13 protein-coding genes are annotated in these 21,164 nt (G+C 31.7%); 8 read left to right on the top strand and 5 right to left on the bottom strand.

Features of this window, described 5'->3' with window-relative positions; all coding sequences use genetic code 11:
• Positions 1-390 (top strand): acyl-CoA thioesterase, encoded by a 390-nt coding sequence (locus RH82_RS02985; protein ID WP_034057921.1) that lies wholly within the window; start codon positions 1-3, stop codon positions 388-390.
• Between the two features lie 171 nt (positions 391-561).
• Entirely contained in the window at positions 562-2,118 is a 1,557-nt protein-coding gene (locus tag RH82_RS02980) for a hypothetical protein (RefSeq protein WP_034057920.1), read from the top strand.
• 74 nt (positions 2,119-2,192) lie between these two features.
• Here RH82_RS02980 and glyA read toward each other — a convergent pair whose 3' ends face one another.
• The gene (gene glyA / locus RH82_RS02975) at positions 2,193-3,467 is read right to left on the bottom strand and encodes a serine hydroxymethyltransferase (RefSeq protein ID WP_034057918.1); all 1,275 of its coding nucleotides are present in this window, start codon (positions 3,465-3,467) and stop codon (positions 2,193-2,195) included.
• 221 nt (positions 3,468-3,688) lie between these two features.
• Here glyA and fahA point away from each other — a divergent pair, with 221 nt between their 5' ends.
• The 4 genes from fahA to RH82_RS02955 all read left to right on the top strand — a co-directional run bounded on the left by fahA (position 3,689) and on the right by RH82_RS02955 (position 10,490).
• Positions 3,689-4,990 carry a fumarylacetoacetase gene (fahA, locus tag RH82_RS02970; RefSeq protein ID WP_034057917.1) on the top strand — a complete coding sequence of 434 codons (1,302 nt, stop codon included), beginning with the start codon at positions 3,689-3,691 and terminating at the stop codon, positions 4,988-4,990.
• Between the two features lie 56 nt (positions 4,991-5,046).
• Positions 5,047-7,245 carry a hypothetical protein gene (locus tag RH82_RS02965; RefSeq protein WP_034057916.1) on the top strand — a complete coding sequence of 733 codons (2,199 nt, stop codon included), beginning with the start codon at positions 5,047-5,049 and terminating at the stop codon, positions 7,243-7,245.
• 677 nt (positions 7,246-7,922) lie between these two features.
• Entirely contained in the window at positions 7,923-9,104 is a 1,182-nt protein-coding gene (locus RH82_RS02960) for a hypothetical protein (RefSeq protein WP_034057915.1), read from the top strand.
• A gap of 204 nt (positions 9,105-9,308) precedes the next feature.
• A complete protein-coding gene (locus RH82_RS02955; RefSeq protein ID WP_034057914.1) occupies positions 9,309-10,490 on the top strand; it encodes a hypothetical protein in 1,182 nt (393 codons plus the stop codon).
• Positions 10,491-10,550: 60 nt separating this feature from the next.
• Here the strand turns inward: RH82_RS02955 and ytxJ are convergent, their stop codons facing one another.
• The gene (gene ytxJ / locus RH82_RS02950) at positions 10,551-10,928 is read right to left on the bottom strand and encodes a bacillithiol system redox-active protein YtxJ (RefSeq protein ID WP_034057912.1); all 378 of its coding nucleotides are present in this window, start codon (positions 10,926-10,928) and stop codon (positions 10,551-10,553) included.
• A 240-nt stretch (positions 10,929-11,168) separates the two neighbouring features.
• Here ytxJ and clpB point away from each other — a divergent pair, with 240 nt between their 5' ends.
• Positions 11,169-13,775: an ATP-dependent chaperone ClpB gene (clpB, locus tag RH82_RS02945; RefSeq protein WP_034057911.1), complete on the top strand. Its 2,607-nt coding sequence runs from the start codon at positions 11,169-11,171 to the stop codon at positions 13,773-13,775.
• A gap of 263 nt (positions 13,776-14,038) precedes the next feature.
• Here the strand turns inward: clpB and RH82_RS17645 are convergent, their stop codons facing one another.
• Positions 14,039-15,466: a hypothetical protein gene (locus tag RH82_RS17645; RefSeq protein ID WP_052158185.1), complete on the bottom strand. Its 1,428-nt coding sequence runs from the start codon at positions 15,464-15,466 to the stop codon at positions 14,039-14,041.
• 152 nt (positions 15,467-15,618) lie between these two features.
• Here RH82_RS17645 and RH82_RS02935 point away from each other — a divergent pair, with 152 nt between their 5' ends.
• Complete coding sequence (locus tag RH82_RS02935; RefSeq protein WP_052158184.1) at positions 15,619-18,753, top strand: CRTAC1 family protein; 3,135 nt, start codon at positions 15,619-15,621, stop codon at positions 18,751-18,753.
• 27 nt (positions 18,754-18,780) lie between these two features.
• Here RH82_RS02935 and mqo read toward each other — a convergent pair whose 3' ends face one another.
• Positions 18,781-20,268, bottom strand: coding sequence for a malate dehydrogenase (quinone) (mqo, locus tag RH82_RS02930; protein WP_034057910.1), 1,488 nt, complete (start codon positions 20,266-20,268; stop codon positions 18,781-18,783).
• 106 nt (positions 20,269-20,374) lie between these two features.
• A complete protein-coding gene (locus RH82_RS02925; protein WP_034057909.1) occupies positions 20,375-21,028 on the bottom strand; it encodes an OmpW/AlkL family protein in 654 nt (217 codons plus the stop codon).
• Positions 21,029-21,164: the final 136 nt, after the last annotated feature.

Here is a 21,164-nt window from a genome sequence, read left to right as displayed (position 1 = left end):
ATGCAAAACTTCACCAAAACACTAACAGTAACCAAAGAGGATCTCGACGAACTTAATCACGTCAACAACGTTCGTTACATAGAATGGGTAAATGATATTGCTAAGTCGCATTGGCTAGAAAAGGTTTCAAAAAGCATAACTGAAACGTATTTTTGGGTTTTAATATCTCATACTATTGAATATAAAAGAGCAGCCGTTTTAGGTAACGAAATACTTTTAAATACTTATATCACCAATACTGCAGGTGCTACAACAACAAGAATAGTAGAGATTTACAATAATAAAACTCAAGCTATTTTGGCTAAATCTGAAACCAAATGGTGTTTTATGAGTTATTCTAATAACAAGCCACTTAGAATTTCTGATGAAATAAAAAATATATTCAGTTAAATAATAAGAATACATACTAAAACATAAATCCAAAAGTTATATTTTAGTCGCTTAAAGCTACTTTATTTAATTACCTCATATGAAACGAGCATGTTAGAAGTTTTATCACCTAATTAGGGATAATGGACGGCGAACAACATGTGACCTTAAAAAAACAATAAATATTAATACATGAAACGCATATTTTACTTTCTTGCCTGTTTTAGTTTTTTATTATTTTGGAGTTCTTGTCGACAAGATTTTGACTTCGCTCCTAGTACTGGAAGCCTTGAGTTTTCTAAAGACACAGTCTATTTAGATACGGTTTTTACAAATATTGGATCAAGCACTTATAACCTTAAAGTTTATAACCGTAGTAATAACGATATCTCTATTCCTTCTATAGGTTTAGAACGTGGACAGACCTCTAACTACAGGTTAAATGTTGATGGAAACGCTGGACAAACTTTTAATAACGTAGAAATACAAGCCAAAGACAGTCTTTTTATTTTTATTGAAACGACTATTGACATTGAAGACCAAACACTTTCAGATACTGAGTTTTTATATACAGACAAAATAAATTTTGATGCTGGTAGTAATTTACAATCAGTAGATTTAGTAACATTGGTTAAAGACGCTGTATTTATTTATCCAGATCGCGATAACACTACAGGAATTATAGAAACGCTAACGCTGACTGTAGATGGGCAACAAATAGAAACCGAAATACAAGGTCGGGAATTATTAACTTCAGAATTAACGTTTACAAGCCAAAGACCTTATGTTATTTTTGGTTATGCTACTGTTCCAAGTGGAGAAACACTTATTATTGATGCGGGAGCAAGAGTTCATTTTCATGCTAATTCAGGACTTCTAGTTTCAGAAAATGCATCACTTCAAGTTAATGGAAGTTTAAGCGCAGACCAAGATCTTATGGAGAATGAGGTTGTTTTTGAAAGTGACAGACTGGAGCCTGCTTTTGCAGATGTTCCTGGACAATGGGGAACCATCTGGCTTTTCGAGAATAGCGTAAATAATATAATTAACCATGCGACAATTAAAAATGGAACCGTAGGTATTTTAAGTGATGGTAATCCAAACGCGGCTCAAGACAAATTAACGATTACCAATTCTCAATTATATAATTTTGGAAACTATGGTATTCTAGCTCGAAACAGTTCTATAAAAGCAGAAAATTTGGTTGTTAATAATGCTGGACAATCTTCTGTTGCTCTAACTCAAGGTGGAAAATATAATTTCACGCACTGTACAATCGCTAATTACTGGAATAATAGTTTTAGACAGTTTCCAGCGCTTTTGGTTAATAACTTCTTTGTCGATGCAGATAATGTTACAAACGTATTTACGTCTACCGAAGCTTATTTTAATAATTCTATTATTTATGGAAATGACAACCCCGAATTCTTAATGGATGAAGTATTAGATGCTGCTGTAACTTTTGATTTTAAGTTTACAAATTGTTTGGTAAAATTTTCGGAGTCTTCAAGCAGCCCAAGTGGTGATAATTACGATTTTACGGATACAACACACTACGAAAACCTAATGCGTAATCAAGAACCAGACTTTAGCGCGCCTTTTGCTAACAATTTATTTATTGGTGACGATTCTGCCGCAAATGCAAAAGGAAATGCAACCTTTGCTTCTCAAGTGCAACAAGATATTTTAGGAGTTAGTAGAACGACGTCTCCAGACTTAGGAGCTTATCAGCATATTACTTTTGAGTAAAAAGCTACAATCTTAAACTAAAAAAATCCCTCGAGAGAGTGGATTTTTTAGTTTTATATCTTCAATAAGTATTTCTACATATTAAACAAAGGCAAATCACTCATCATAGCATTTACTTTTACCGCTATAGCTTCTAAAACAGCATCATTATCATGGTTATTTATTACTTCGTCTATTAAATCTACAATAGCTTCCATTTCATCTTCTTTTAAACCACGTGTTGTAATTGCAGCAGTACCAATTCTAATTCCAGAGGTAACAAAAGGAGATTTATCATCAAAAGGCACCATGTTTTTATTAACTGTAATATCTGCTTTTACCAATGCTTTTTCGGCATCTTTACCTGTAATGTTTTTATTTCTTAGATCTATAAGCATCATATGGTTATCTGTACCACCAGAAATAATTTTATAATCTCTAGCTACAAATGCGCTTGCCATAACATCTGCATTCTTTTTAACTTGTAGCATATAATGCATGAACTCATCGGTTAATGCTTCACCAAAAGCAATAGCTTTAGCGGCAATAATATGTTCTAAAGGCCCACCTTGATTTCCTGGAAACACTCCAGAATCCAATAATGAAGACATCATTTTTAAATTTCCATTTTTAAATTTTTGCCCGAAAGGGTTTTCAAAATCTGTTCCCATTAAAATGAGACCACCTCTTGGTCCACGTAATGTTTTATGAGTTGTAGTCGTAACAATGTGGCAATGTGGAATAGGATCGTTTAAAATACCTTTAGCAATTAAACCAGAAGGATGAGAAACATCTGCTAATAATAATGCGTCTACACTATCTGCTATTGCACGAAAACGTTTAAAATCGATATCGCGAGAGTAAGCAGAAGCTCCAGCGATAATCATTTGTGGCTTTTCGCGAGTCGCAATTTCTTGAATTTTATCATAATTTAAAACACCTGTTGCTTCCTCTACTCCATAAAACACAGGATTATATAATTTACCTGAAAAATTAACAGGAGAACCATGCGTTAAGTGACCACCATGAGACAAATCGAACCCTAAAATTTTATCACCAGGATTTAAACAAGCATGATATACTGCCGTATTAGCCTGACTTCCAGAGTGTGGTTGCACATTCGCATAATCAGCTCCAAACAATGTTTTAGCGCGATCGATAGCAATTTGCTCTACTTCATCGACCACCTCACAGCCTCCATAGTAACGTTTACCGGGATAACCTTCGGCATATTTATTAGTTAAAACAGAACCTGCCGCTTCCATAACTTGGTCGCTTACAAAGTTTTCTGATGCAATTAACTCTAAGCCATTTAATTGGCGTTGTTTTTCGGCTTCTATTAATTCAAATATTTGTTCGTCGCGTTGCATAAAAGTTTCATTTTAATGATTACAGCAAAAATAATAAAAAGTATACTTTTTTTTGCTTAAAAAATTCAGATTCTAATAGATTGTTATTATCTTTTCAAATATGTTTATAACTCAAAAATTGAAATAGAATTTTAAGTTTAATTTAATAATAAAAATAATTCAAACTGATAAAAATTATGTAGGTTTGAATAGAATTACTAACAAAAAAATAACTCAAATATATGCCATTATCAGCCAATAATCCAGATAGAAAATCGTGGTTGCACGTCGATAAGAATTCAGATTTTCCTATTCAAAACATTCCTTTTGGTGTTTTTTTAACAAGAGACGATATTATTACTATTGGAACTCGAATTGGAGATACAGCAATAGACTTAGGTGCTCTACATCAACTAGGTTATTTTGAAGGTATTCCATTAACCGATGATATTTTCCTTCAAGATACCTTAAACGATTTCATTGCAGATGGTCGTAAAACTTGGCGTTTAGTGCGTAATAGAATTGCTGAAATATTTGATGCTGAAAATAAAAAGTTAAAAGGAAGCCCAAAACATAAAGAAGTTGTTTTGTTTCGTTTAGACGAAATTGAAATGCAATTACCAGTACAAATTGGAGATTATACAGATTTCTATTCGAGTATAGAACATGCAACAAATGTAGGTACCATGTTTAGAGATCCAGATAATGCTTTATTACCAAACTGGTTGCATATCCCTGTTGGTTATCATGGTAGAAGTAGCTCAGTCATTCCTTCTGGAATTCCTGTACATAGACCTCAAGGACAAACTTTACCTGCTGGAGAAACACAACCTGTTTTTGGACCAAGTAAATTAATAGATTTTGAACTTGAAATGGCATTTATTACTACTGATGCGAACGATTTAGGTGAACCTATACCTATAGAAGAAGCTGAAGAATATATTTTTGGATTAGTTTTATTTAACGATTGGAGCGCAAGAGACATTCAAAAATGGGAATACGTTCCATTAGGACCTTTTCTAGCCAAAAGTTTTGCATCGTCAATATCTCCATGGATAGTTACTTTAGATGCCTTAGAACCCTATCGTGTTGAAAGCCCTAAACCGCTTAAAAAGCAACTAGACTATTTACAACAAAAAGGTAAAAAGAGTTTCGATATTAATTTAGAAGTCTCTATTCAACCTGAAAAAGCCAAAGAAACCATTGTAAGCCGTTCTAATTTTAAATACATGTATTGGAGCATGGCACAACAACTTACCCACCATACCATTAATGGATGCCCAATAAACTCTGGAGACATGATGGGAAGTGGTACCATTTCTGGACCAACACCGGATTCTTATGGCTCTATGTTAGAATTAAGTTGGAGAGGCGAAAAACCTGTAAAATTGAAAGATGGCTCTGAACGTAAATTTATAAATGATTACGATACCGTAATTATGAGAGGGCATTGCGAAAAAGATGGTACTCGAATTGGTTTTGGTGAAGTAAAATCTCAATTACTACCAATATTCAACCCTAAAAAAAAGGATAAAGCACATTAAACCATTTTAATTTTTTCACGTCCTAATTGCGTTGAACAATTAATAACAATTTAAAAATGAAAAAAATATTATTATCGAGCTTTTTACTAAACTTTATATTTCAAATAAGTTTTGCCCAAGAATCTGTAAACGACAAAGCAATGTCACTAATAAACAGTGACTATTTTCATGCTTACAAAATCGAAAAATTCTCACTTCACACCAACAAAACACTATATTTTGCAGGTGAAAAAATTTGGTTTAAAGCTTATATTGCCGAAGATGATACTAATACTGCGTTTACAGAATGTGCAAATATCTATTTAAATTTATACGATGCCAATTTCAAACTGGTTCTTAGTAATTTGTTTTATGCGGAAAACGGGAAATCTTATGGAGAACTTGAACTTCCTGACACACTAGAAAATGGAAGTTATTATTTGCAATTAGATACACAATGGAATAAAAATTTTAATCGTAATTCAATATTTCCCATTAAAATTGTTGATTTATCTGACATGAACTCGGTTAATATAAATCAAGAAATATTAACAGAAACAGTAGATGTTTCTAGGCTTAAAGCTAACACAGAAAGCTTTGAAATTAACAGAACCGATTCTAATAACAAAGCCGCTTTAACTTTCGAAATTGCACCTAAAACAACTATTATTTCGAATTTAGATAATAGCTATGGTTTTGCAGTTTTACATCGCGAAGGCTCTGTAAGGTCAATGGCTCCAATAAAATTCAATAAAGATAAAGAGATTTACAAAATAAACTTTGCTAAAAATGATGTGTTAGAAGGTTTGAATACCATTTCCGTTTTTAATGATAAAAAAGAAGAACTCTACAGTAAAAACTTCTTTATTTACGATAGTAATAGCATCAATTTAAATGTAATTAAAGATGCCGTTTCTGAAGATTCATTAACCGTGAATTTTAATTTATTTGGCACTGATAAATTAGCAAACATTAGTGTTTCTGTATTACCAGAAGAAACTTTGGTATACAAAAATAAATCTAACATTATTTCAGATTATCTTATAAAACCATATCTAAAAGGTGACCACTATAACACCGCAATGCGAATAAATAATTACAAGCAAGAAGATTTTGATGCCATAACACAGTTAGAAGCAAAAAATAATGTGTTTGTATATAACACTTTGTCCAATAGAAACACACCTTATGCAAGTGAAGCCGGAATTATTTTAAGTGGAAAAGTAACGACCAAAAAGAAAAATTTATCAAAATATAAAGTATTGCTTTCTTCTACAGAAAATAAAATTACAGCACTTACAGAGATAGATAACGAAAACAGATTTAAGTTCGAAAAGTTACTTTTAAATCATCCTACAAAATACACCCTCTCTCTTATAAATGAAAAAGGGAAAATCGAAAAATCTAATTTCTTCGTTTACAATACGTATATAGATTACCGAGCTAATCCTTCTCTAAATATTGACATTAACATTAAAGAAGTTCTAGACAAAACGGACAGTCTAAATAGGACAGTTAAAAACACAGAAAATCTTAGATTACCTGAATTTTATGGCGCAGAGCAATTGGATGAAGTGAATATTGAAGTTTATAAAGCTAAAAAAGAACTAGAACTAAAAAGGAAAATAAAAAATAGTGGCATTTTTGGACTTTCATCTTCCAGAGTGGTTAAACCAGAAGACACAGGATTTAATAACACTTTATTTTTAACATTCTTACAAACTTTACCTAATACAATACTTACTTATACCGCAGCTGGTATTCCACAACTTGTAAACACAAGAGGACCAAAAAGCATAAATGATGCTATTAATCCTCCTATTGCTGTTGTTTGGGACGGTGCCATACTACAAGATTTATCTCTACTCGCTTTTATTTACGCCAATGAAATCGATTATGTTGTGCTCAATATAAACGGAACAGGCTATGGCTCAAATTTCCCATATGGTGTCCTTCATGTTGTATCAAAGAATGGTAATGATCTAGAGAAGAGAGTTATAAAAAATAGAAATATAAAAGAGTTTGATACCAAATTTGGGTTTATCAATCCTAAAGAAAAATACAAGCTTCCGGATCTTGCTTTTTCCAGCCAAAGAACAATAGACAATTTTAGCACTATAGATTGGGTTCCTAATTTTAACATTAAACCAAATAGTGATAATCTTTTAAAAATAAATAGAAGAGATTACGATAACATTAAACTTATTATAAACGGTATAACCGAAGATGGCAAGCCCTTTTACAAAGAACACATTATCAATCTTTCTAGTAATTAATTTTATAAACCAAAATATATTAAAAGCCTTTAAACATTCTGTGTTTAAGGGCTTTTTTTTTATTTCAACGGCATGTGACATCTAAAAAAAAGCAAGTACAATCCTACAAAAACTTCTTAATAATCAAAATTTTTGAATAAAAAACCTTATATTAATATTATCTAATTCTACTTAATTAACACAAGTTTACTATGAAGAAACCATTATTTATAAGTTTAGTATTCTGTTTAATTTTTCAACTAAATTTTGCGCAAGATGCTTTAAACGATAAAGCAATGTAATTAATAGATAGTGATTACTTTCATAGATATAAAATTGAAAAATTTTCACTTCATACTAATAAAACAATATATTTTGCAGGTGAAAAAATTTGGTTTATAGCCTATATTTCCGAAGATGACACAAATATACCTTTTGTAGAATCCGCTAACATTTATCTAAATTTATACGACGCAAACTTAAATCTCGTTCTCAGTAATTTATTTTATTCTAAAAAAGTAAAGTTACCGAAGATGGAAGCCATTTTACAAAGAACATATTATTCACCTTCCTAGTCATTAATTTTATAAACCAAAACATTTTAAAATCCCTTAAACACTATGTGTTTAAGGGATTTTAAGGTTTTGGCACACTAATTGATTTTATACTTACAGTATAAACATATAAATCACAAGAAGATGAAAAATGTCACACTATTCACAGTAGTTCTTCTAATACTAACATCCTGTGTTGGAAGAAAACAAATTGAAAAGCAACTACATTCTGGAAATTATGACCAGGCCATTAGTAACGCACTCAAAAAGCTAGAACGTAACAAAGACAAAAAGCGTAAGCAGGATTACATTGTGATGCTTCAAGATGCATTTTATAAAGTAGTAGATGAAAATTACAATACCATCCACCACTTAAAAAAAGATGGTAATCCAGAGCAGTTTCAACAAGTTTATAATATCTATTTAGATTTAGAAAATAGACAACGTGCTATAAAAGCAGTAATGCCAATATATATAAACGAAAAACTATTGACTTTAAATTTTAATAATTATTCAAATTCTATAGCAGAATATAGAGCTAAAGTATCAAACTACAAATACGACACTGCTGTTTCTTTAATGGAAAGCAGCAACAAAACCGATAATAGAAATGCCTATGAAGCTCTAAATTATATTGAAAGTATAAACACAAATTTTAGAGATGTTAGACATCTTATGACTATTGCACATCAACAAGGCACAGACTTTGTAATTGTAGCTATAGAAAACCAAACACAACAAATAATGCCAATACGTTTACAAAACGATTTGTTAAATTTTGACACCTACGGTTTAAACGATTTCTGGACTGTATATCACGCAAATGTAAATCAGAATATAGATTACGACTATGCAATGGCATTGCAATTAAAACGTGTTAACGTATCTCCAGAACATATTACAAAGAAGCAATTACTAAGAAAAAAGAATATTGTAGACGGTTGGGAATATGTTTTAGACACCAACGGAAATGTTATAAAAGATAGCCTCGGAAACGATATTAAACAAGACAAAATTATTACAGCAAAAGCAAGGTTTACTGAATTTACACAGATTAAAACTACTCAAGTTATTGCAAAAGTTGTGTATAGCGACATAAAACAAAATCAAATTTTAGAAAGCTTTCCTATAGATAGCGAGTTTGTTTTCGATAACCTTTATGCCACGGTAAGAGGAGACCGCAGAGCTTTGAACACCAAAGACATACAAATTCTTAAAAACAGAAGAATACGTTTTCCAAGTAACGAGCAAATGGTTTACGATACTGGTGAGGATCTTAAACTAAAACTCAAAAATATTATTAACAAATATAATTTTAGAAGTTAATACAAAAGCCCAAAGAGATTTGGGCTTTTGTATTTATAACGACATCTAATCACTATTCCATTAAAAACATTCCAAACAAACAACGCTAGTATTTAGTTTACAACTATTTTGAAACTTAAAATAATGACAGAATATCAATTAAAATATTAATGCTTATTATATTTTTGCACAGTACTTTATAACGATGCCAAAAACTTAATCTAAATGAAAAAAATACTAATTCTAATTGTATTAGCAACAACTATAATTGCTTGTAATACCACACGTGGTATTGAAAAACAAATAAACAACGGCAACTATGAGGTTGCAATTAATGATGCTTTAAAAAAATTAAGTACCAATAAAACTAAAAAAAGTAAACAAGCTTCTATCCTATTATTAAAGAATGCTTTTAATAAAGCAACCGATAGAGATCTGAATGATATAGTGTATCTAAAAAAAGATTCTAATCCAGAAAATCTTGAACGCATTTATAATATTTACCAGAAATTAAATAATCGTCAAGAAAACGTTAAACCTATTTTACCACTCTACTACAATAATAAACAGGTAAGATTTGAATTCAAAGATTATAATTCAAACATAATAAAATACAAAGAAAAAACTACTAAATACCTATATGGTAAAGCAACATCGTTGTTAACTAGTAATACTAAATTTAATGCACGTCAAGCTTTTGATGATTTCAAGTATATAGATAACATAAATCCTAACTACAAAGATGTAAAACAACTTATGGACCAAGCATTACGTATAGGTCAAGATCTTATTTTATTATCTCTTGAAAACGATACGCAACAAGTAATACCAAAACGCCTAGAAGAAGATTTACTTAATATAAGTACTTATGGATTAAATGATTTGTGGACCGTTTACCATAACAAAAAAGTAGACAACATTGATTACGACTACAGTTTATCTTTAATTTTTAAAAATATCATTATCTCACCTGAGCAAATAAAAGAGCGTGAGATTAGTAAAGAGAAATTGGTGAAGGATGGCTTTAAATATACTTTAGATAGTAATGGAAATGTTAAAAAAGATTCTTTAGGTAACGACATAAAAGAAGTTAAATTTAAAAAAGTAGCCTGTCAATATTTTGAAACACGCCAATTTAAAACGTCTACCATAGTCGCTTCTGCAGAATTTAAAGACCTCAACACAAAACAGCTGTTAGATCGTTTTCCTGTGGAGACCACTTTCTTATTCGAACATTTTTTCGCCACTTTTCAAGGTGATAAAAGAGCAATTGACGGTGTGCTTTTAGATTATATAAATAATCGTATTGTTCCTTTTCCAAGTACAGAACAAATGATTTTTGATACTGGAGAAGATTTAAAGCTCAAGCTCAAAAATATTATTACCAGATATAATTTTAGAGGTTAAAAGCAAAAAAAAACTCCCAAATAACTTTGGGAGGTTTTTTATGAACTCTTGTTTTAAAAGCTAAACAAAACGCTCCAAATCAACCTCATTAATGGCGCCATGACTTGCGTGCGACACCACTACTCCATTTTTAATTACCAATAACTGTGGCGATTGGTGCATAACTTGAAACTTATAGCCTACTTCGTTAGAGACATCTCTAAAGCTTAATAAATCTAGGTAATACAAATCTAAATTAACATCTACATTATACGCAGACACGAACTGGTTCATTACCATAGAACTTATTCCACAACGCGTAGAGTGTTTAAATATAACTTGCGTTTTTCCTTTAGATAATTTGGCGATTGTACCTAACTGTGCTACAGTCGTTAACTGTTTCCAAGGCAATATTTTTTCTTCTTTTGGTTCTTTAGAACCGAATAATTTTTTAAACATAAAATTTAACTTTTTTTTTCATTTCCATATAAACAGAAATCTTTCACTACTTTATAGTCGAAATAATTCCCAAACATTACAAACAGACAAAAAGTCATACAAGTTTAGTGCTTATGAGACGTTTTGTCATGTAATTTTATTTGGTAAGGTAATTGAAATATAGCAAATTATAAAAAGAAAAATATTAAGATTTCTGTGTCTCAAAATTTGGAGATAAAGAAGTAAAAAAACTATTATCATATGAATTTAAATAACTACACAACAAAATCGCAAGAAGCCATACAACAAGCGCAACAGCTTGCTCAAGGCTTAAGCAACGGGCAAATAGAAAATGAGCATATTTTTAAAGCCATTTTTGAAGTAGATGAAAATGTGTTGCCATTCATTTTGAAGAAAATGAATGTAAACGTACCCATGCTAAAACAAATTTTAGACAAACAAATTGAAAGTTTCTCTAAGGTTTCTGGTGGCGAATTAGGGATCTCACGAGACGCTTCGAAAACATTAACTGAAGCCTCTATTATTGCTAAAAACATGAACGATGAATATGTTTCTATCGAACATTTAATTTTAGCTATTTTTAAATCTAAAAGTAAAATTGCTCAGGTTTTAAAAGATCAAGGTGTAACTGAAAAAGCACTAAAAGCCACTATAGATGAGCTTAGACAAGGCGATCGTGTTACCTCTCAAAGTCAAGAAGAAACCTACAATGCCTTAAATAAATATGCCAAGAACTTAAATCAATTAGCAAAAGACGGCAAATTAGATCCTGTTATTGGTCGTGACGAAGAGATCCGTAGAATACTTCAAATTCTATCGCGTAGAACCAAAAACAACCCAATATTGGTTGGTGAACCTGGAACTGGTAAAACAGCGATTGCAGAAGGTTTAGCGCATAGAATTGTTGATGGAGACATACCAGAAAACCTTATCGATAAGCAAATTTTCGCACTAGATATGGGATCACTTATTGCTGGAGCAAAATTTAAAGGTGAATTTGAAGAGCGTTTAAAAGCAGTAATAAAAGAAGTTACAAATAGCGATGGAGACATTGTGCTTTTTATAGATGAAATCCACACGCTTGTTGGCGCTGGTGGCGGACAAGGCGCAATGGATGCCGCAAATATTCTAAAACCAGCTTTGGCTCGTGGAGAACTGCGTGCCATTGGAGCAACCACTTTAGATGAATACCAAAAGTATTTTGAAAAAGACAAAGCCCTAGAACGTAGATTCCAGAAAGTAATGGTGAATGAGCCAGATACAGAAAGTGCTATTTCTATTCTTCGTGGTATTAAAGAAAAATACGAAACACATCACAAGGTTCGCATTAAAGACGAAGCTATAATTGGTGCTGTAGAATTATCTACACGCTACATTACCAATCGCTTTTTACCAGATAAGGCTATTGATTTAATGGATGAAGCTGCTGCTAAATTACGCATGGAAATTAATTCTAAACCAGAAGAACTTGATGTTTTAGACAGAAAGGTAATGCAATTAGAAATTGAAATAGAAGCTATTAAACGTGAAAAAGATGAAGTAAAGCTAAAGTCTCTGCGGAGTGATTTAGCAAATATAAAAGAAGAACGTAACGAAATAAACGCCAAATGGAAAAGTGAAAAAGCCGTTGTAGATAGTATTCAGAATAAAAAACAAGACATTGAAAACTTTAAGATTGAAGCAGAAAAAGCAGAACGTGAAGGTGATTATGGCAAGGTAGCAGAGTTGCGCTACGGTAAAATTAAAGAAGCACAAGAAGTCCTTGAGAAGCTACAAACCGAATTTAATACACAGTCTGAAACGTCTTTAATTAAAGAGGAAGTGACTTATGATGATATTGCAGAAGTTGTAGCTAAATGGACAGGTATTCCTGTTACCAAAATGTTACAAAGCGATCGCGAAAAACTTCTAAGACTTGAAGACGAATTGCATAAACGTGTTGTTGGTCAAGAAGAAGCTATTGTTGCCGTTAGCGATGCTGTACGTCGTTCTAGAGCAGGTTTACAGAATCCTGAAAAACCTATAGGAACCTTCTTGTTTTTAGGAACAACTGGTGTTGGTAAAACAGAACTTGCAAAAGCTTTGGCTGAGTATTTGTTTGACGATGAAAGCGCTTTAACACGTATTGATATGAGCGAATACCAAGAGCGACATGCCGTAAGTAGACTTATTGGTGCGCCTCCAGGATATGTTGGTTACGACGAAGGTGGACAATTAACAGAAGCGGTAAGACGTAAACCGTATTCGGTTGTTTTACTAGATGAAATTGAAAAAGCACACCCAGATACTTTTAATATTTTATTACAAGTGTTAGACGAAGGCCATTTAACAGACAATAAAGGACGTACTGCAGATTTTAAAAACACCATTATTATCATGACTTCAAACATGGGAAGTCAGTTAATACAAGAGCGTTTTGCTGCTACAAAAGATATTGACACTGCTATGGAATTGGCAAAGGTTGATGTTTTAGGTTTGTTAAAACAAACCGTAAGACCTGAGTTTTTAAATAGAATTGATGATACTATATTGTTTACACCTTTATCTAAAGAAAACATTACAGAAATTGTAGGGCTCCAACTTAAAAGTGTCACTAAAATGATTGCACAACAAGGCATAACATTCGATGCTACACCAGAAGCTATTGCTTACTTAGCAGAAAAAGGATACGATCCAGAATTTGGTGCAAGACCAGTAAAAAGAGTCATACAGAAAGAAGTATTAAATGCTTTAAGTAAAGAGATTTTATCTGGAAAGGTAACAACAGATAGTATTATTCTATTAGATGCTTTCGATAAGCAATTAGTCTTTAGAAATCAAGGCGATATGGTTGTTGAGGAACTATAAAAGTGAAAGAAACTAAAACAAGTTCAGCTTGAAAAATCATAAAGTATTGTTAATTCAAAATAGAACTATAATAAACGAAGCATTAGTACGTTTTTGAGACAATGGTTAGTTAGTTAGTTTGAAAAAGCGACATAAAACGTAAAGTTGAGTGTCGCTTTTTTATTTAATATATTCTTAACACCCTTTAGTTTTTAAATTTTGTTAAACAAAAAAAAACCACCTATTGCGAGTAGATGGCTATTTCTATATTACTATTTTTAGTATTATCTCTTTTTTAGAACTTGTTGCATTTGCGCTTTTAATACACTAATTTCTTTTTTCAATACTTCTATTTCACTTAAAGCATTGCTTAAGTCTTTATTAGGTTCAGCAGTTTTACCACTAGAAACACTAGACGTTGTAATGTTCTCTGCATATTTAGCCCTTAAAGCATAAGGTACACTAACAAATTGTGTAGTCCCAATTATTGCAAAAGTAGTACCTCCAGTAATATCGGCTTCTACTTGTAATGAATTGTTATGAGACCAATCTACATCTGCAAAAACACCTGTTGTTGGCGTTCCACTTCCTATTGTTAAACTTACTACTCCATTTGATGTTGTAGTTTGCAAATGCGTTTCTGCATATGGAGTTGTAGCTGTGTTAGAATCTAGAATACTAAATCTTAAATTAACAGCTTGATCTGCTATAAAATCTCCAGACGCATCTCTCATTGCTGCTTGATAATTTAATAATTCTGGAACACTTCCAGAACCAGAACCCGAATTAATAGCAATCTCTTCCCATGCTGTACCATTCCATACATATAATCCTAATGCATCTGTATCATAAACCATCATTCCTGCTGCAGTAGCATCTAAAGAAGTCCCTAAAGTTGTTTTTGCAGCTGTAGTTAAACGGTTTAATAATAATCCTTTATCTACTGCTGTAAGTGCTAAAGATGCATTTGCGTTTGGAATAACACTACCAATACTAGCTTGACCAGCAATAAGAGCATTACCTGTAATTGCTGCATTACCATTTACCTCTAACTTTTCTGAGGGTGAAGTATCCCCTAAACTAACATTACCTGTATTTGCAATATATAGTGAATTTGTTGCAGCTCCAGGCAGAATTTTAAAAGGTAAACGACCACCATTAGTGACATCTCTTACAAAAAAATTAGTCTCGTTACTACCAATATCCCAAGTTTGAGCAGTAAAACCACTAGAACCATCTTGTTCTAAACGCAATGTAGCTGTGTCACCATCTAAAACATGCAACTCTACTATAGGAGCAGCAGTACCAAACCCAACATATCCACTGTTATTAATAAACAATGCATTATTTCCAGCTCCCGCAGTAACAGTAAAAGGTGTTGTTCCAGCTGTAGCATCTTGTACTGCAAAATAATTTGCACCACCATTACTAGAGTCGTTAATTGCAATTCGCCAATCATTACCAGGAAATGTAGAAGAACCCGAAGTGTCATCAAAATGGATTCTTAAATTATTTTCTTTTAACCTAACAGTATCAAAACCAAAGTTTTCGCCATTAACAGCATCCATACCAACAGCTAAACTTCCGTCAACAATTAAATCATCAAGAATAACTTGGTCTTCTGGCACTGGTATATCTTGATCTATTTGCGCAAATAAGGACGTTGAACAAAAAATAGATAAGATAAATAAATAAGGTAAATGTTTTTTCATAATAATTAAGAGTTAGATTAAGTAGCATTCAAATTTAGTCTTTTTGATAATGAATTAAAATTATTTCTTTCTTTTAATCCAAAATACAATAATCATAAAATTATTTTCTCGATATTTTATTTACTTTTACGATATCTAAACAAATCAAATTAATGAAAACTCAAAGTTTCTATACCACTGTTTTCTTATTGCTTATTTTCTTTCCAAAGGAAATTTTATCTCAAGAAAAAACAGCTATTTCAGAAATTATTTCTAAAATCTATGATTTGGAAAAAGAAAAAGATCCAAAATGTTATGCTACAGCAAATAGGCTTGAAGATTTTATATATGGAACACCTTTAAATGAAAATGCTAGAAATTTAAAAATTGAAGTTCAGAAAGAAATAATCTACTACCTAAGAAAAAACGGTTCTGAAAAAGCAGAAAGTGACGGTTTAAAATTTATACAAAAAAAACATATTCAACCTATAATTGATAATTTATCTTCTTACACCAAAAATGATTCTGGAGATTACAGCTTCGAGTTAAAAGAGCGTTCTATTACAGTGTTAAAATTGGATTACAAGCAATACGCTTCTGTGTCTTACACTTATCGTTCTTTACTTTCGGTAGAGCAAGATTTACTGTTTTTTTCAACAAACACCTTATTACCTTTTAATACTGACGCTTTAGAATTAGCAAATCATTACGTTAACCTTATTACTTTAGTTACGCTACAAATTGCGGATGTAAAAGCTAGAGAAAACAACGTATCCTTTATAACCAAAGATATTATTTCTAACAGTTGGATTTCTGTACTTAGCCAATTTAAAAATGCTGAAAACATCTCGAAAAATGAATATCCAAATGCTTCTAAGAATAGTAACACGAATAATGTAGCCAACAATAGTATTGTTAAAGAAATAATTAAACAGAAACTAAAATCTTACGAAAAATACAATCAGTTAAATACTAGTGTATTTTTAAGAAACATTCAAGTCTATTTTGCAAAACAAAAATGGCCAACAGATAAGGCTTTATCTAATGCATTAAGACAGTATTATCTAGAATCCTTGATTCAATTTACTACTGCGCTTATTCAGTTTTCAGAAAAAAAAGCAACCAATAATTCTAATACAATTATTAGAGTAGAACATGTTCAAAATGCATTAAATGCATTTTTACCTGCTTCAATAAATATGTTTGAAGATGTTACCTTTTTTCCTAATAGTGAAACCAATCAAATAACCATAGAATCTTACGATTTAGATGCTTTTAGAGATAGTGGTTTTCACTGGAACATTTTAGATTATGCATTAAACGACCTTCAAAAAAAGGGTGTAAAAAATATAGGTCCAAATGCAGCAGAATTATTAGTTGAAGGGATTGCGCAAATGGGCGTTTTAGTTTTAAGATTAGCAGGAGAATATTCGCATAGTGAAGAAAAAAAACACTTAGACATTACAGATATTGAACAAGGATTTATAATCACACAAGACTATATTAATACCTACGACTTTTCTAAAAAGCAAGTAGCTGAAACCAAAATTTATTCGGCTAACACAAATAGAAAAAGCAATACAACTTTTAAAAACAGTAATAAAAAAACAGGATTAGAGTTTACCCATAAATCGTCTGATTGGTTAAGCAGACACATACGAAGCTATACCGTTTCAAATGCTGAAGGTGTTATAAAACTAGCTATCCCTCCTGCTTTCGGTGGTTCTGGCGTAGCTTGCGAAGATATTAATAACGATGGTCTTATTGATATTTTACTTCTAGGTGGATTTGGAAACAAACTCTTTTTAAACTCAAAGTCTGGTAAATTTAAAGATGTAACTCAAGTGAGTAAAATCAATAATTGGGATGCTTCTTTAAATTCTTATGGTGAGCCTAGACAACCCATTATTGCAGATTTTAACAACGATGGGTTTCAAGACATTTTTATAACGTATGTAAATATGCCTCATAAAATGTATAGCAATACCGATGGATTACATTTTAATGATGTAAGTACGTTAACTAATCTTGGTGGTAAAAATGCCGTTGCTGGTCCAGCCACAACTTTTGATTATGATAACGATGGGCTTTTAGATATTTTTATTGGATATTTCGGCAATTATATTGAAGGCAAATTACCAAACTTAAGTAGAGACAATCAAAACGGAATGCCTAACAAACTTTTTAAAAATTTAGGAGATTTTAAATTTGTTGAAGTGCCGTTTACTCAAGAAACATCTTCAAACAATGGGTGGACACAAGCTTTAGGGCATTCAGATATTAACCAAGATGGATTACAAGACCTTATTATTGGTAATGATTTTGGTGTAAATAAATACTATTACAATTCTAAATCTGGTGTTTTTAATGAAGTAAGTAAGCAATTAAAAACAGATAAACCTTCCTACACAATGAATGTTGGGATAACAGATTTAAATGGCGATTTATTTCCAGATTTTTACATTTCGAATATTGTGGTTATGCAAAAGGATGAAAAATATGTGAGTCCGAATGAGAATACTACCATGAAATTTGACAGAGATAAAATGAGTAGAATTAGAACTATAGAAGCTAATGATTTATTTATTTCTGAAGTAAAAAACGACAGCTTAAAAGCGTTCAACCTTTCCTCTAATATCGGAAGAGGCTACTCGGCAACTGGATGGTCATGGGACGCCGATTTTTTTGATTTTGATAATGATGGAGATGAAGATTTATATTGCTTAAATGGCATGAATGACTTTAGTGTCTATTCTATTGATAATCCATTTTATTTTAAAGATAGTGAGCAATCAAGAACCGTTACCTATGCTAAAAGTAATCGCGAAAAAAATGTGTTTTTTGTTAATAATGCTGGTGTTTTAATAAATGAAGCTGAAACTTTAGGAGCAGATTTAAATAGTAATGCTAGAAGCGCAAGTTATTTAGATTATGATAATGATGGTGATTTAGATATTATTATTAATAACTATCATGATAATGCTACATTACTTGAAAACGAAACGTCTAATGAAAACCGTTGGATAAAGATTAAACTGATAGGAAATCCAGAATCTAAAATTAATAGAGATGCTATTGGCTCTTCTTTAATTTTAAATAGTCCAAATCATAAAAATATTTGGAGAGAAATACATAGTACAACTGGTTATCTTTCTGTGCATCCTAAAATGCAGCATTTTGGTTTAGGCCATGATAAAAAAACCGATGTTAGAATAAAATGGAGTAATGGCGAGGTTTTCAACCTAGAAAATGTAGAAACCAATACCACCTATCACATAACCTATCCTAACATCCTTTTAAAAATTTAATACTAAATTTTTCAATTTTAAATTTCATTATAATTTTAATGCTTTTTTAGATTTTTCTAATTGTGCATTAAAAATTTTGGAATCTAATTCTAACTTCCAAATAGGAACAATTTTTTTTAGCTTTTCTTTTCCTTCTTTAGAATTTACAACTTCAGGAAAAGCGATTTCAAAAACTTCTAGCATTACATGTGTTGCTGTTGACGCACCTGGCGAAGCACCAAGTAAGCATGTAATACTACCATCTTTACTCCTAACGACCTCTGTTCCAAATTGAAGTTTTCCGCCTTCATATTCATCTTTTTTTATAATTTGAACACGTTGTCCTGCAACTAAAATTTCCCAATCCTCGCTTTTAGCCTCTTTTACAAACTTTCGCAAATCGTTCATTCTATCTTCATGAGATGCTGTTACTTGTTCTATAAGGTATTTAGTAAGTGGTAAATTATCCCAAAAGGCACTAAGCATTGGTTTTATATTATCGGTTTTTATAGATTTAAACAAGTCTAAAGACGACCCTTCTTTTAAAAATTTAGGACTAAAACCTGCAAAAGGACCAAACATTAATTGTCGTTTACCGTCTATAAATCGCGTATCTAAATGTGGTGTAGACATTGGAGGATCGTTTGGGCCTGCTTTACTATACACTTTGCCTAAATGCTGTTGTATTAGAGCTTCATTTTTACAAACTAACCATTCTCCACTTACAGGGAAGCCTCCATAACCATCCTTCCCTTCTATTTCAACTTTCTGCAAAAGCAGTAAACTTCCTCCTCCTGCTCCAATAAACACATGTTTAGCATCTAGAAACTGTTTGTTTCCTGTTATGGTGTTTTTTACTTCTACAGACCATTCTACAGTCTCGTCTGGATCGATATCCAAGACTTCTTCATTACAATATACTGGCGTATTGTATTTGGTTTCAAGAATAGAAAATAATTTTTCGGTTAGTGCTCCAAAATTAATTTCTGCTCCACGTTCTATTCTCGTGGCAGCCATTACTTCATCTTCACCTCTATTATTTGTAATTAACGGAAACCAAGTCTTCATTTTTTCTAAAGCGTCTGTAAATTCCATCCCTTGAAACATAAAATGATCTTTTAATGCTTCGAATCTTTTCTTCAAAAAAGCAACATTATCTTGTCCTGTAACCCAACTATGATGAGGAACAGGATTTATAAAATCTTTAGGATCTTCGATAAGATTTTCTTCAACTAAAAAGCTCCAGAATTGCTTAGAAAGCTCAAACTGATTACAAATTTTATAAGCTTTAGAACAATCTATAGAGTTTTCTTTTTCTGGAGTGTAATTTAATTCGCATAAGGCAGAATGGCCTGTCCCTGCATTGTTCCAGGCAGCAGAACTTTCTTGAGCGGCTTTACCTAGACGTTCTAAAATTAAGATATTAAGTTCTGGCTTAACAAGTTTTACCAATAATGCTAATGTTGCACTCATGATACCAGCACCAACACAAACTAAATCGTAATCTGTGTTTACATTTACTTTATTTTGACTCATCTCAATTATTTTAGTTAAATATAAAATAAATGAAATGCATAATTCAATTTTACTCAAAAAAAAAGACTGCCTTTTAAGACAGTCTTTAATAATAAATTAGTTTGATTTAGAATAATCTATAACCAATACCAATACCTGCTATAAAAGGATTTATATCTACTTCTGCACCTACGGTAGCACCTAACGCTGTAGTTGCATTTACGGTAACATCTGTATTTAGCATTAAATATTTAGCATCTAAATTAATAAACCATTTATCGTTAATATCGAAATCGAATCCAATTTGAAAAGCAAAACCAAGAGCACTGTCATAATCCACTTTATCTGCTACAGGACCAGAGTTCGCGTCGAAAAATAAAGTATAGTTTATACCAGCACCAACATAAGGATGTACAAGATCTCCATCAAAATGGTATTGTACTGTTAAAGTTGGAGGTAATAATCTTACATCTCCTAATGGAATATCTCCTGCCACTGTAGAAATTGCATTAACATCGTGTTGTGTTGTTGCTAAAATTAATTCGGCAGCTATATTTTTAGTAAAAAAATAGGTTAAATCTAATTCTGGCACATAAGCATTAGTAATTGTAGCATCTCCTCCAATAGTTTCAATTGTTGCAGACTCATTTGGCACTACAGCCAAAGCTCTTAATCTTACTTGAAACTTAGTAAACTCATTATCTACTGTTGTATTTTCTTGAGCGTTTGTTTTGGTAATAGCGACACAAGCTATTAGAGCAATAAAAAATAATTTCTTCATAATTAATTGGGTTTATATTTTATACAAAACTAATTATGAAAAAGACGTTAAAAGATGACTTAAATCATAGGTGAAAATTTATTATTTTAAGAGTTTAGCAAAACAGTAATCTATTACAATAAACTTTAGTTTTTCG

Source organism: Lacinutrix jangbogonensis (assembly GCF_000797445.1).
Taxonomy (GTDB): Bacteria; Bacteroidota; Bacteroidia; order Flavobacteriales; family Flavobacteriaceae; genus Lacinutrix; species Lacinutrix jangbogonensis.
This window is presented reverse-complemented; position numbering and strand designations above follow the sequence as displayed.